13 protein-coding genes are annotated in these 12,998 nt (G+C 44.4%); 6 read left to right on the top strand and 7 right to left on the bottom strand.

The genetic code is table 11. The features are described 5' to 3' along the window. Positions 1-37: 37 nt before the first annotated feature. Entirely contained in the window at positions 38-1,018 is a 981-nt protein-coding gene (locus AB4517_RS04910; RefSeq protein WP_032545880.1) for a bile acid:sodium symporter family protein, read from the bottom strand. A 345-nt stretch (positions 1,019-1,363) separates the two neighbouring features. Here AB4517_RS04910 and AB4517_RS04905 point away from each other — a divergent pair, with 345 nt between their 5' ends. Together AB4517_RS04905 and AB4517_RS04900 are read left to right on the top strand one after the other, a co-directional pair. Beyond that, positions 1,364-1,630 carry a DUF3081 domain-containing protein gene (locus AB4517_RS04905; protein ID WP_371724978.1) on the top strand — a complete coding sequence of 89 codons (267 nt, stop codon included), beginning with the start codon at positions 1,364-1,366 and terminating at the stop codon, positions 1,628-1,630. Between the two features lie 34 nt (positions 1,631-1,664). Beyond that, positions 1,665-2,276: a CIA30 family protein gene (locus AB4517_RS04900; protein ID WP_065584785.1), complete on the top strand. Its 612-nt coding sequence runs from the start codon at positions 1,665-1,667 to the stop codon at positions 2,274-2,276. Between the two features lie 122 nt (positions 2,277-2,398). On the opposite strand, the gene AB4517_RS04895 is transcribed toward AB4517_RS04900, so the two are convergent. Continuing rightward, a complete protein-coding gene (locus tag AB4517_RS04895; protein ID WP_017068430.1) occupies positions 2,399-3,424 on the bottom strand; it encodes a zinc-binding alcohol dehydrogenase family protein in 1,026 nt (341 codons plus the stop codon). 156 nt (positions 3,425-3,580) lie between these two features. Beyond that, on the bottom strand, positions 3,581-4,348 hold the full coding sequence (locus AB4517_RS04890; RefSeq protein WP_372147991.1) for a glycine betaine ABC transporter substrate-binding protein: 768 nt from the start codon (positions 4,346-4,348) through the stop codon (positions 3,581-3,583). Positions 4,349-4,616: 268 nt separating this feature from the next. Between AB4517_RS04890 and AB4517_RS04885 the strand changes: the two genes are divergently transcribed. Then, on the top strand, positions 4,617-5,549 hold the full coding sequence (locus AB4517_RS04885; protein WP_137002266.1) for a LysR family transcriptional regulator: 933 nt from the start codon (positions 4,617-4,619) through the stop codon (positions 5,547-5,549). 146 nt (positions 5,550-5,695) lie between these two features. On the opposite strand, the gene AB4517_RS04880 is transcribed toward AB4517_RS04885, so the two are convergent. Beyond that, entirely contained in the window at positions 5,696-6,082 is a 387-nt protein-coding gene (locus tag AB4517_RS04880) for a hypothetical protein (RefSeq protein WP_017064374.1), read from the bottom strand. Between the two features lie 415 nt (positions 6,083-6,497). Between AB4517_RS04880 and AB4517_RS04875 the strand changes: the two genes are divergently transcribed. Continuing rightward, positions 6,498-7,481, top strand: coding sequence for a hypothetical protein (locus AB4517_RS04875; RefSeq protein WP_371724974.1), 984 nt, complete (start codon positions 6,498-6,500; stop codon positions 7,479-7,481). 113 nt (positions 7,482-7,594) lie between these two features. On the opposite strand, the gene AB4517_RS04870 is transcribed toward AB4517_RS04875, so the two are convergent. After that, a complete protein-coding gene (locus tag AB4517_RS04870) occupies positions 7,595-8,788 on the bottom strand; it encodes a benzoate/H(+) symporter BenE family transporter (protein WP_372104430.1) in 1,194 nt (397 codons plus the stop codon). A gap of 98 nt (positions 8,789-8,886) precedes the next feature. Here AB4517_RS04870 and AB4517_RS04865 point away from each other — a divergent pair, with 98 nt between their 5' ends. Next, positions 8,887-9,453: a helix-turn-helix domain-containing protein gene (locus AB4517_RS04865; protein WP_050620555.1), complete on the top strand. Its 567-nt coding sequence runs from the start codon at positions 8,887-8,889 to the stop codon at positions 9,451-9,453. A 96-nt stretch (positions 9,454-9,549) separates the two neighbouring features. Here AB4517_RS04865 and AB4517_RS04860 read toward each other — a convergent pair whose 3' ends face one another. Next, positions 9,550-10,599 (bottom strand): cysteine synthase A, encoded by a 1,050-nt coding sequence (locus AB4517_RS04860; protein ID WP_372147990.1) that lies wholly within the window; start codon positions 10,597-10,599, stop codon positions 9,550-9,552. Positions 10,600-10,816: 217 nt separating this feature from the next. Here AB4517_RS04860 and AB4517_RS04855 point away from each other — a divergent pair, with 217 nt between their 5' ends. Continuing rightward, on the top strand, positions 10,817-10,984 hold the full coding sequence (locus tag AB4517_RS04855) for a hypothetical protein (RefSeq protein ID WP_017062447.1): 168 nt from the start codon (positions 10,817-10,819) through the stop codon (positions 10,982-10,984). Positions 10,985-11,323: 339 nt separating this feature from the next. Here AB4517_RS04855 and AB4517_RS04850 read toward each other — a convergent pair whose 3' ends face one another. Beyond that, positions 11,324-12,844 (bottom strand): ISNCY family transposase, encoded by a 1,521-nt coding sequence (locus AB4517_RS04850; RefSeq protein WP_102359520.1) that lies wholly within the window; start codon positions 12,842-12,844, stop codon positions 11,324-11,326. Positions 12,845-12,998 lie beyond the last annotated feature (154 nt).

Here is a 12,998-nt window from a genome sequence, read left to right as displayed (position 1 = left end):
AGGCGTTTTTCTGTTGTACTTGTAACAACAAACAAGTTTAACTAGATTGTGTATCAACCTTGGCGTAACGGTTGGCTAGCACTGCACAGTAAAAGATCTGAATCGGGTGATAAAGCATGATTGGTAGTAATATCATCCCTAGATTAGGGTTGTGAGCAAAGATCACCTTAGCCATAGGAATACCTGCCGCTAAGGTCTTCTTAGTACCACAGAATACTGCCGCGACTTCATCTTGATGATTGAATCCAACCTTTCGGGCACTCCATTGAATGCCGTGTACCATCACCATCAATACCACTAAACAAATCACCGCTGACAGCAACAGCAGCATTGGTGAAAAGTCGCTCCAAATACCGTGTTCAATAGAGTCACAGAAAGCACTGTAGACGATCAGAAGTATCACGTATTTATCTAACTTATTGACCACTGACTTGTGTTTCTGAGTCCATTCAAAAAGTAACGGGCGCATCAACTGGCCGACAATCATTGGCAATAGCAGCATTTTAGATATAGAGATCACCGATTCCATCAGGTTTAGCTCTGCACCTTCCAACCCCATAAAGAGCTGGATCAGTAGAGGCGTAATGAACACGCCTAAAATACTAGAAAGTGATGCATTGAATATCGCACCCGGTAGGTTTCCTTTTCCAATCACCGTCATCGCGACCGAAGACGAAATCGTACTCGGTAATACGAAGAGGTAACAGAAACCAAAGGCCAGAGCTGCTGGCATATAAGCGACAAAGCCTTGCCCGAATATCACCCAAAGCAGTGGGTAAACTAAGAATGTCGCGCTTTGTACAAAAACATGCAGCTTCCAATTCGAAAGCCCCTCAAGAATGGCTTTGGGAGACAAACCCAAACCGTGTAAGAAAAACACCAAAGCGATGCCGAGAACAGTCACCGTATCGAGATGAAGTACCCCACCCGATTTGCCCCAATCCGGCGTAAAAACAGCAACGACCATAGCCACCACCATCCCTACAAGAAACCATTCCTTTTTCAGTTTTTCTATCATGTTGACACGCACTTTCTGTAGATTCCATTTCAGCCAATAACAAGGCTCCGACGCTATTTATCCTATCGACTCTAATTTTAATTAACCACCATAAACGTAAATTAAGCTTGTCTTTATCTTGAGGGTTAACATCGTTATTAAGTTTGTTACACCCGTTTTGCTCAGGATTAATCGGATGTATGGAATGACGATGAGAATATTAGAAAACAGAGGTTTATCGAGAAGATAAGAGCACTTTCAGTGATCGGAACACAAAGGCAAGCCGTAGGGACAGCAATCAAACAGTAACAAATTTAGATACCAATATTCAGCCTATTACCAATAACTACTCAGCGGGAGCAAAACATGGACAACAGAATCACCATTATTGAGTTTCTCAGAGTGTTTGAGTGCATTCGCACCTCTGGCGAGCAACTGGACAATAAATATCAAGTGGGCGAAATGGCGGCTTGGCATGATTATGATGGTTATACCTGTTGGCTAAGCTATAAAGACGTAACAGTGACGCTGATGTTTCATGGTTCATTGAAAATCGAGTACGACAATGCTTCAAATTATTCTGAATTTATTGAGCGTTGTCTGGGTATGCTTGCCACTGAACCTTCTCCATAAAACGCGAACAGACTAACGGCTAACGGAGACAATCATGAACGAAACGGCTTCATTGCTTAAGCGAAGACACCCTTTTTGGCTAGTACTCAGCCTCTCCTTTTTATGGTCTCAAGTATCTGTAGCAGGCATAGGTATGATTGATTTTATACAACCGAACGAACACAAGAATTGGACAGCGACCAACGACGATGTAATGGGTGGCATCTCAACGGGCGGGCTCATTTATCTTGATGATATGAGTCGATTTAGGGGCGAGCTATCGTTAGAAAACAATGGTGGTTTCAGTTCTGTAAAGCGCTCCATTGAATCACCAGCCCATGAAATAGATAGCGCAGAGCTAGTTTTCGTTGGTGATGGTCGCACCTACCAACTGAGGCTCACAACATCGAAAGATGGTAATCGAGTTCAATACAAACACGATTTCGTTACGATAAAGGGAGTGCGGCTTAACAAGGTGTTCCACTTCAATGATTTTCAAGCTGTGTTCAGAGGTCGGCTACTGAGCGATGCGCCGGAACTTAAGGCACGAGACATCAAACAAATCGGTTTTTTGATTGCGGACAAAGAGCCCTCGCCTTTTGAGCTAGACCTAATACAGCTTCACTTCAGAACATCGAAACCTATCACATCACCAGAAGCTGACTAAACTGACTAAACTGAAAACAAACAAAAGCCCCTGAAACCTTTTGACTAGCAATCAGATATCAGGGGCTTCTTCTATTTAAACCGTCAACGACTCAAAACAACGACGGATTAAAACATCAGCAATTAGTATTTGATGGCAGTTTTACCAATCGAGGCACTGCTCTCAATGCGTTGGTGTGCATCTTTGATTGTATCCACACTAAAGCCATTTAGGGTCGTGGTTAGAGTCGTTTTAATACGGCCCGAATCAATCAGATTCGCGGCTTGGAATAGGATGTCTTGCTGCTTCTGGATATCTTCGGTGTTAAACAATGAACGCGTGAACATCAGCTCCCAAACAAAGCCTGCTGATTTTCCTTGCAGCGCTGATAAGTCAATGCCACCATCAAATTCAACAATCGAACTGATCATGCCTTGCGGTGCGATCAACTCAACCATCGCATCCCAGTGCCCTTTTGTATCAGCAACATTGAAAATGTAGTCAACATGTTGAATGCCTTGCTCTCGCACTGACTCAACAAGGTTACGGTGGTTCACCACATAGTCCGCTCCCATATCTCTTACCCACTGCTCCGTTTCAGGTCTTGAAGCTGTTGCGATAACATTTAGGTTGGTCAGTTGCTTAGCCAGTTGAATCGTAATTGAACCAACGCCGCCCGCTCCACCAATGATCAGGATAGACTTTTTCTCTTCAGGACGAACACGCAAGCGGTCAAACAACGCTTCCCATGCTGTAAGCGTCGCTAGTGGCATAACGGCTGCAGCTTCATCAGAAAGGCTCTTAGGCGCTTTAGCGGTAATACGGTAGTCCACAGCTTGGTATTCTGCGTTAGCCCCCATGCGTGTTACGTCACCCGCATAGTACACACGGTCACCGACTTCGAAGCCTTCAACGTCAGCACCTTTACCAACAACTTCACCGACTGCGTCATAGCCCAGCACTTTTGGCTGCTCAAGAGTTTTGTCTTTGGCATTACGAATACGAATTTTAGCGTCAGCAGGATTGATAGAAGTCGCGCTCACTTTTACCAGCAAGTCATTATTTTTTAGTTCTGGCAGACTCGTTTCAAACTCAAATAAACTGTCTTGCTCTGTAATCGCAAGTGATTGAGTAAATCCGATAGCTTTCATTTTTGATGGTACTGACATTGTGCTTTCTCCTTGAATTAGACGAGTTAATCTTAGTCAATTCTCACTCTAGATAAACCGCCTAATATTTGAATAATTCTCAAATAATTTTTGATAGTGGTATTGCCGTTATCTGAGTAACGCAGACGTCTCACTGCATTGCCAACGGCTTAAAGGCTAAATCAGGCCTTTCTCAATCAACCAATCATGTGTGACTTGATCTTGTGGTTTACCTTCACGGCAAACTTTGTAATCCAGCTCTGCGATGATGTCGTTCGAGAAGCGCAGGGAATCCAACTTCTGAATCTGTTGTTCGCTGAACAGATGCTTCTTGTCGTCTCTTAAAAGAAGCACTGCTCTATCAACAATTCCGAGTAGGCCTTTTGGCTCTTTGAGCTCACGAATATCGTAACGATAGTGCAAAAACTGAGGTTTCCACAGTGGCACTACCACCCACTCTTTGTTTGCGACCGCACTTTCAAATGCATTGAAACAATCGTCTTCACTGCCAGGAAAGAACTGGTAGCTGGCATCGCTCAGGCCATAATCTTTCATCATCTGGATAGAGAAACGTGTGATGCCAGCGCCAGGGTTGATACCTTGAATGGTCGAGTTCATTTTCTCGATCACTTCGGCTTTTAATAAATCAGAGACTTCAGAAACCGCTTCTTCAGGCACATAGTCTGGTACGCCCCACAAGGCATAAGGTTCATAATGAAGCCCAAGCTCGATAAGCGGCTCAACTTCTTCAACGCCAGCTTTGTAGATACCGTGACTTGATGGCAACCACGCAGAAGAAAGCATATCCACTTGGCCTGTTTTCAGCTTTTCAAAGTTCTCCTGATGTGGAGAGAAAATGCGCTCTACCTCAAAGCCCATGGCTTGCAATACATTGGCAACCAATGATGCGGTCGTACGGTGGAACGACAAATCCGTTACACCCATTGTGATTTTCTTAGTCATCTTATCCCCCTAGATCGTAGGTTTCGTCCATACGATGTGTACTGCGCTACGTTGTCGATATGGGGAAATGATAGTGAGAAAATTACTAATGAAAAACAGCCTCATATTTGAATTATTATCAAATTAGTTTTGACAATTAAGTATTTGAAGCTAGCTTAGAAGCGATAAGTAGAGATAACCCATTTGCAGATTGTGATGGGGAAATATCCCAACGCCATGTTTAGAACATAATTCAATACAGGTAGATAACATGCTTCTTGAAGATTTACAGGTCATTTTGAAAGTGGCGGAGTTTCGCAGTATCACCGCTGCAGCCACCAACCTTGATATGCGCACTGCCACAGCAAGTGCAGCAGTAAAACGTGTTGAAGCGGCACTCGGTGCGGAGTTATTTGTAAGAACCACGCGCCACCTAAGACTCTCTTCAGCAGGCGAGCGTTATTTACCGGAATGCGAACAAGCCTTAAAGATGTTGGAGCAAGCGAAGCTCAACATGCGCGAAGAGCTCGGGATTCTTGACGGTGAAATTCGTATTGCGCTTTCATCAGATCTAGGACGCAACCTAATCACACCTTGGTTAGATGAGTTCTTGCTTGAATACCCAAAGGCGACGCTTCGCACTAGCATCAGCGATAGCAATATCGACTTCTACCGAGATTCCGTCGATATGGCGCTGCGTTACGGCTCTCCGACCGATGCGAACATGTATGGTTTCAAGATATGCGATGTGCCGAGGATATTGTGTGCGGCTCCTGAATACTTGGCTGAAATGGGCACACCAAAACACCCGAGTGACTTAGCTCAGCACAATGGTTTGCTTTACCAACTCCATGACATGTTGCAAGACGAGTGGGTGTTTAACGATGGTACTCAAGATCATAAAGTGAAACTAAAAGGAAATCGCGCTTCGAACGACGCAGACCTTGTAAGACGTTGGTGTATCGCAGGTAAAGGGGTGGCAATAAAATCTTGTCTAGACATGTCTCCTCACCTGCTTTCAGGCGAAGTGGTTAAAGTTATGCCTGAATTTAAGCCGACACCTACCGAGCTGTGGTTAGTGTGTCCAAGTCGTCAATCCATCACCCCTACTGTGCGTCTACTGAGAGATTTATTCAGAGAGAAAACCGCTGAGATCCTTTCGCAACTGAGCAAACAAGGCATTACAGAAGGCACAACATCTTAAGGTTTAATGTCGCTTATATAAGAAGCAGAGAGACAAAAAAGGCGTTAGCGAACTTCAATTCGCTAACGCCTTTCATCATTAGAACATCATAGCTGCATGATGAACCTTAATAAGAGTACTTAGTTTAATACTCTTAATACAAAAGCTTAGTTTGACTCGTCTTCAACATCGCAGTCTGCGCAGCACTGAAGAGCAATCTCATGTTCGAAGGTGATGGTGTCTTTACCTTCTTCAAGTAGCTCTGCGATTTCGTCTGCCACTTCTTTTTCATCATCCGCTTCGATTCCGCTTTCTAATTCTTCTTCTGAATAACCAAAGAAGTTAAGCAGTAAATACTCACGCGCTTCATCTTTAGTACAAACCACGTCTGCTGAAAGATCAGGAGTAACCTCGCCTTGTGCAAGTGTCGCTGTCACTTGTGCGATAGCATCGTCTTTCATCGCAGGCGTTAACCAACCAAGATCAGTACTTACTGTCGTTTTTTTACAGTCGAAGCAAGGCAGTTGGTGAAAGTAGTATTGAAAGGTAGTCATAGGTAAATTCTTCTTTAAATGTTGTATAGCGAGATTATGCGCGTTTTGTAGCAAAATACTATCTCAATCACAACCTGAAACCGCTTCGTTCTAAGTATTTTTTCAAGCTCCGCGCAAGCTGATGTGATCATCCTATAAAAGCGCTGTTTTGCGCATGCTTACTCAGCTTTACGCTTGTTTACATTTGTACGGGTAATATATGCCTCATCAAATAATAAGCGTGGTACCTCACAATTGCTTTGGCTCTTGCTTAGTTTCGTCGTTCCAGCTATCAGCTATGAGTTCACGGCTTACTTAACTACTTAGCTACTTAGCTCGGATTTGTTTGAAATAGCTTTGTTTTCAATTAACTTACTTGCACTTGGCTTATTTTGAACCACGCTTATTTAAATCACACATTTAGGATACCCAATCAATGATCATCAAAAAATATCAAGCCCTTGCCCTTTCATCGGTTGCTTTGCTCGCTACAGGCTGCTCACCATCATCAGATACGCCTTCGGTCAGCAACATCAGTGATTACCAAGGCTCAGCGAGTATTACTCAGGGTGTGGCGACCACCGTTGAATCGAATCTCTTTGAGTGTGCAAACGGACGTAGCCGAGTGGCGGGCGTTGGGGAAATTACGGACTCAGAAGGAAAGGTTTGGACGGTTCCAGCCAAGAACAACTTTGCGACAGGGCCAAAAGCCTTTGATCTTTATGAAGAGTGCTCAAACACCACACCAAGCAGCCTAGCCGAAGTCGATCAAAGCTCTGTACCTGTAGCGATAGTGGATCAAGACGGTGAGGAAATAACAGGCTATATTTTTGCCGATAACTATTTCGAACTTTATATCAACGGCAAGTTAATCGCGGTAGACACCGTTCCTTTCACACCGTTTAACTCAAACATCGTCAAATTTAAGGTGAAGAAGCCTTACACGATTGCCGTGAAAGTGATTGATTGGGAAGAAAACCTAGGTCTTGGCAGCGAAGATAACCGCGGAAAGGCATACCACGCTGGCGATGGTGGCTTTATCGCGAGCTTTAGTGACGGAACCGTGACAGGACCAGAATGGCAAGCACAAACCTTTTATACCTCACCGATTTATGACCTGACTTGTTTGAGTGAAGTGGACGGGAAGCGTCTTTCTGAAAGCTGCACCACGGAAGGAACTGACCACGGTCAAGATGCCTACGCCGCTCATTGGGAAACACCAACCAACTGGATGAACCAAGAGTTCGATTCAACATCTTGGCCTCAAGCATCAGTATATTCAGAAGACGATATTGGCGTGAACAATAAAAAAGCGTACATGAACTTTATCGAAAAATTCAGTGGTGCTGGCGCAAGCTTTATCTGGTCGACAAATGTCGTTCTCGATAATGAAGTGCTACTGAGATACGAAGTTAAGTAGCTTTATTCCTTTGTAAGCAAGCCCAGTCACAAGTATGACTGGGCTTACTACTCAAACAACTTGCTGGTGTTTCTAATTCACAGCGAACCTGATCATAATCTTGAGTCGTTTCATTACGACGAAGTTTGCGAAGTCTTGCTTGCTCCACGTGACTTAGCTTTGTAATTGTGTAACCAGCAACAAAACAACCCGATACACAAACCCCAAAATGCACTGCCGATTCCCAGTAAATTAGTACCAGAAGCAGTGAATAAGAAAGTAAGCAATGCGGGTTCTCGGTAATGACTGTCTGCCATTGATACCGCAAGGCAATTCATCAAGGTCGGCATCACCGCTAAGCCAGCAACCGCAATGACAATCTCGGAGGGCACGGCGCTAAACAGCGACACAAATGACATCCCCATCACGCCAGCTAACAAGTAAAACCCGCCCATACAGATCCCCGCCATGTAACGTGTCTTTGGATTGCCATCCGCATTCGGGCCCATGCAAATAGCGCCCGTAATCGCAGCAAGGTTATACGCAAAGCCACCAAACGGCGCGAAGATCAAACCCGTCACCCCAGTGGTGGTAATGATCTTCGATGAATCGACCTGGTATCCGTTCGCTTTTAGAACCGCAAATCCCGGTAAGTTCTGTGAAGCCATCGTCACTATAAACAATGGGATACCTACACTGAACAACGAAAAGAACTCAAAATCGGGCGTAATGAACATCGGGGTCGTTAATCCCATAGTTACCTGACTGACATCGAGTTTGCCAAACCCCACACACATAACCAGTGCGATAATGAAAATACTTGGGATCAGTAAATTACCTAACCGCGCTTTCGCCAGAATAAATACAGCGAGCATGACCGCTACGACTTGTGCCTCTTCCATTAACGACGTGAACAAACCCAAACCGAATTGCAATAGGATCCCCGCGAGCATCGCAGAGGCAATCGATGTTGGGATCTGTTTTAGGACTTTCTCAAATATCCCCGCTAATCCAACTAACGTGATCAACATCGAACTGAACAAAAACACGGCCACAGCCTGATTCATTGTCAGCCCTTCAAGAGATGTGATTAACAACGCCGCTCCAGGCGTCGACCACGCTGTAACCACAGGCTTCTTGTAATGAAACGAAAGCAGTATTGTGGTTACGCCCATGCCAATTCCCAACGCCCAAAACCATGACGCCACTTGTTCTTCAGTTGCTCCAGCACTCATTGCCGCTTGGAAAATAATCGCCGCGGCGCTCGCATAACCAATGAAAACAGCGATAAAGCCAGTACTGACGTGAGAAAATTTTAGCTTAGTCATGTTAATTTTTTCCTGCGTGCGTTATAACGTCCATAAACCAAACCTAGCATCGTGCGCTATAACGCACAACTTATTTGTAAAAAACTTGTAGAGAAAATATGCAAACAGAAATTAAAGTTGGCGTTAACTTGAAACGCCTTCGCCAAGAAAAAGGCTGGAGCTTAGACAAAACAGCGAAAGAAACTGGCGTGAGCAAAGCAATGCTAGGACAAATTGAACGTGGAGAATCCAGCCCGACAGTCGCTAAGCTCTGGCAGATAGCTTCTGGATTCGAGGTGTCACTTTCGAGCTTTATCGCGGCTAGCCCAAACAGTGAACTGACGAGTTTATTCAGAGATGCAAACGAACTAAGGCATGAAGAATACAACATTGGCTTTTTCGTCAGTTTGTTGTTTCCTTTTGAGGAAGCACTAGGATTTGAAATATTCGAACTCACCCTAGCACCCGATTACCAGCATGAATCCGCCCCACATAACGCAGGCGTCACTGAGCACATCTTATGCATTTCAGGAGAGATGGCCGTGATGTTTGATGATGAGTGGCATACGTTACGCGCAGGACAAGCCGTTCGCTTCAATGCCAACCAGACCCATGCCTACAAAAATATCGGTGAAGGAAACGCCGTATTTCATAATGTGATTCACTACCCTAATAACAAGCAATAGTGCCGGATTTGGTGCTAACGGATGTTTAGCTCTAACCGGATGTTCAGCGCTAACGAAAGAGCTGGCAGACCACTGGCTGTTACTAACTTAAAGCGACTATACGTTGACGACCATACTGCCATCTTCGGCTTGATAACGAGCCCATAGTTGAGAGAGGTTTTCTTTATTAAGCTGTATCTCTTTTTCTTTCAGAAACGTTTCGTTGTGCAGCTTCGAATACGAGCGCTCAGCAAGGTCACAGCTAAATGTAACGATGGTTTTCCCTTTCCCCATTCTAGCCGCAGCGTATAGCGCACCTGCTACGTTCAACGACGAACTGCTTCCTAGAAGAATACCGTCATGTTCCGCAACAAGGCGGGATATCGTCACCAAATCCTGATCGGGAAGCGTGATGGCACGATTGATTTTTGCCTGCCTGAAATTTTCAACCGTTCGCATGATCCCTATGCCTTCCGTGAACGAACTTCCCGTTGATTGATAGTGTCCATTACGTAGAAACGAATAAATGCCGGACCCATTTGGGTCAACTAACCAAGTTTCGAGATTGGGTTGCTGCTCAGATAGATAGTGTGAGTTTCCGGCAATGGTTCCACCCGTCCCCACCACTGAAACTAGAGCATCAATATTCCCCTGTGTTTGCTGCCAGATCTCAGGTCCAGTATTTAAATAGTGCGCTCGATAATTACTGAGATTTTCAAACTGATCTGCCCACCAATAACTCTCATTTTCGACACCAATCCGCTTAGCCGTGTGGTAAAAATGTTCAGGGTTTGCAAAAGGACAAGGGTCGACCAATAACAGTTCAGCGTTATAAAGCGAGATCATACGCTCTTTCTCTTGTGCCTGCCCTTTTGGCATCACCACCAACATTTTGTAACCGAGGGATTTAGCTACTAGAGCAAGGCCTATTCCCGTATTACCAGCAGTACCTTCGACGATTGTCATTCCCGGCTTAAGCTTACCGGCTTCCATTGCATCCATAACCAACTGAAGTGCCGCTCTATCTTTAATCGAACCACCCGGGTTCTGGTGTTCGCACTTAATAAGAATCTCACAACCTGATATCTCTGAAAGACTGTTGATTCTAACAAGATCGGTATCGCCAATCAGTTCACTGAGATTGTTTGCAATATGGGCAGATGACATCGCGACTCCATTTATTTGTTGAGGATAAGTTTGTTCATCGATTGGGTTGTCGATGATCATAAGCGTAGCTCTGGGGTCTGCTTAGTCAAGAAGTGCCGGAATTGAAAAGACTCTCATTTTCCAAATAGCAATTATAATTAGGGGTGACCGATTAGATTGAGGGCAAAAAAATGTTTCTAAAAGAGAAAAAACCGGTGACCTCGTTGATGTAACTGAAATGACCAAATTAACCAACTTATTTCAAGACAGTATCGAAGGTCGGTTTCAAGCAGGCGAAGAACAGCAAGACCCTGAGATGTTTAAAAAGTCCGAACTGATGTTTATGTCAGGGGAAGAGTTACCTCGATGCTGGACAGATCCAAACTACCGCTCAGGGACTAAATAACCTTAGCGCTTCCAGATCACCCGATGAGTCGCAATTTAAGCTCTGTTCTAAAACTGTTTCACGATCGCCTTGTAGGCTATCCCCCTGTTAAAACATTCAGACGCATCTTTACTAGACACAAAAAGCGAGCCACTTGGGCTCGCTTTTGATTGTCTTTTTCTTGCTTAGACTTCAGTTCAGATTACAGAAGTTCTACCGACTGTTGAGCAATCACGAATTCTTCGTTGGTTGGCAAGCTATTATAATCGCACCTTGTCATTACTGAGGGATCTTGACGGGATAAGTACCAACCGATTCTGTCATGCTCTTACATTTTAGTCTCGATTGAGACTTCTCGCCTTACACGTCGATATTCAGTGATTGTGATTTTTTAATCCTAAGCTCTCTAGTGCTGAGGTTTTCTTCCTTCCAGATGTTTTTAATCGTACCAATACTCACAGTGATATCGTGTTGTTTTAGCTCCATCGTGAGTTGCATCAAAGTCAGGTGTGGGTTCTGTAACGTCAGCTCAATAATCTTGTCTTCTGCATACTCTGGTATGCGATTCTTACTGCGGTTTAGGGGCTTATTGATCCGCTTCAGCCCCATAGGCCCTTCCTCAGCCATGATTTTCTGATAGGTGTAAAGAGATTGGCGGGAGCAACCAAGGATACGGGCTGCTTTAGATATACTACCCAACTGCTCTACTAGCTCTAAGGCTTCTATTTTCCGCTGAACCTCTTTGCCATATTCGCTGCATTTACGAGGCTCTACCAGCTCGGTAATATCTAGCCGACGGTGGCCAAAATAGGCGGAGAATGTGCCATCGAACTGGCATCTAATCTCTACTTTCTGGTTTTCAATGGAATAGCGGATGGGTGAATCGATAACATACCTTTTGTTACCAAAGCCAAACGTATGATCACGCCGTATCGTTCGATATTCTTTCTGTACGCAGATGCTGTTGAGATCTAAACCGGGCGGTAAGCGCTTAAAGGCAGACCGTGTACTTTTAGGCCGAACTCGAACATGTTTATCCCAATAATTGGGAATAAACTCTTCTTGTAAATAGCGATTCGCGCCTTCCATATCGGTAATGTTGTGTAATCGTAATTCGGGTACCAGTCTATCTTGGAAGGTATCAAATGAGCGTTCAATGCGTCCCTTTCCTTGTGGTGAGTTAGCAAAGATAATTTCAATTCCAAGCTCCTCACAAGCTCGTTGCATTTGGGAGAAGTTGCTTCGCTTGGGACCACCGAAGATACCTGCTCTATCGACGTAGAGCGTTTTAAATATCCCTCGCTTCTCAATATAAGCTCTCATCACCCTCATACAGCCTTCGGTGGTCTCAGAGGGGAAAAATTGAGCATGAATATCACTGGTAGCGTCATCAATCATAGCGATCAAGCAAGATTTCTCATCACCAAACCAGCGATGAGGACTCCCATCCATTTGAAGCATTAATCCAGGTAATTCCATACGCTCCCGATACTTCCTGACGCGAGTTCTGCGTCGCTTAGCTCGTTTAACATGATGGATATCGTGTGCCCAAGAGCGTAATGTTTCACGCTTGATAGCGATCCCTTCGTTCTTTTTGAGGACTTCAGAGAGATGCTGTAAATTGAAATCGAAGTACTTGGTTTGAATGAGGTTTTGGACTTCTTTCTTGAGCGAATCAGGGATCTTATTGACTGGAGAACGCCCCTGGTTACCGTGAATGATGAAGCGAATACCTTCTTTCCGATATCGGCTTAGATAACGTTCAACAGTTCGCCGAGACTTGTTGAGCAAGGTAGTGGCACTATTGATACTGATTTTACCCTCGATAATTTTGCAAATGATATCGACAGTAAACTGGGATTTAGAATCCATATAGAACATCCTTAGCCCCTTTTAAAGTTTAACTAATTACTTTAAAAGGTAAGCCAATTTAGTCCCGTCAAAATCCCTCGGTAGTTATTGTAATGACAAAGTCGCTTGGTAATTAAGGTACGACAGAATCGCTTGGTGATCACACACGGGTAAAAATTCAATC

Origin of the sequence: Vibrio sp. 10N.222.52.C3, assembly GCF_041474195.1 — a bacterium.
In the GTDB taxonomy this organism is placed as follows: Bacteria; Pseudomonadota; Gammaproteobacteria; order Enterobacterales; family Vibrionaceae; genus Vibrio; species Vibrio crassostreae_C.
Note: the sequence above shows the minus strand (reverse complement) of the source record. Positions and strands in the feature narration are given on the sequence as shown.

Bases quoted from the DNA above. Each gene is read 5' to 3' on its own strand.
- AB4517_RS04910 (WP_032545880.1), bottom strand. From the start codon at position 1,018: ATGATAGAAAAACTGAAAAAGGAATGGTTTCTTGTAGGGATGGTGGTG.
- AB4517_RS04905 (WP_371724978.1), top strand. From the start codon at position 1,364: ATGGACAACAGAATCACCATTATTGAGTTTCTCAGAGTGTTTGAGTGC.
- AB4517_RS04900 (WP_065584785.1), top strand. From the start codon at position 1,665: ATGAACGAAACGGCTTCATTGCTTAAGCGAAGACACCCTTTTTGGCTA.
- AB4517_RS04895 (WP_017068430.1), bottom strand. From the start codon at position 3,424: ATGTCAGTACCATCAAAAATGAAAGCTATCGGATTTACTCAATCACTT.
- AB4517_RS04890 (WP_372147991.1), bottom strand. From the start codon at position 4,348: ATGGGTGTAACGGATTTGTCGTTCCACCGTACGACCGCATCATTGGTT.
- AB4517_RS04885 (WP_137002266.1), top strand. From the start codon at position 4,617: ATGCTTCTTGAAGATTTACAGGTCATTTTGAAAGTGGCGGAGTTTCGC.
- AB4517_RS04880 (WP_017064374.1), bottom strand. From the start codon at position 6,082: ATGACTACCTTTCAATACTACTTTCACCAACTGCCTTGCTTCGACTGT.
- AB4517_RS04875 (WP_371724974.1), top strand. From the start codon at position 6,498: ATGATCATCAAAAAATATCAAGCCCTTGCCCTTTCATCGGTTGCTTTG.
- AB4517_RS04870 (WP_372104430.1), bottom strand. From the start codon at position 8,788: ATGACTAAGCTAAAATTTTCTCACGTCAGTACTGGCTTTATCGCTGTT.
- AB4517_RS04865 (WP_050620555.1), top strand. From the start codon at position 8,887: ATGCAAACAGAAATTAAAGTTGGCGTTAACTTGAAACGCCTTCGCCAA.
- AB4517_RS04860 (WP_372147990.1), bottom strand. From the start codon at position 10,599: ATGTCATCTGCCCATATTGCAAACAATCTCAGTGAACTGATTGGCGAT.
- AB4517_RS04855 (WP_017062447.1), top strand. From the start codon at position 10,817: ATGACCAAATTAACCAACTTATTTCAAGACAGTATCGAAGGTCGGTTT.
- AB4517_RS04850 (WP_102359520.1), bottom strand. From the start codon at position 12,844: ATGTTCTATATGGATTCTAAATCCCAGTTTACTGTCGATATCATTTGC.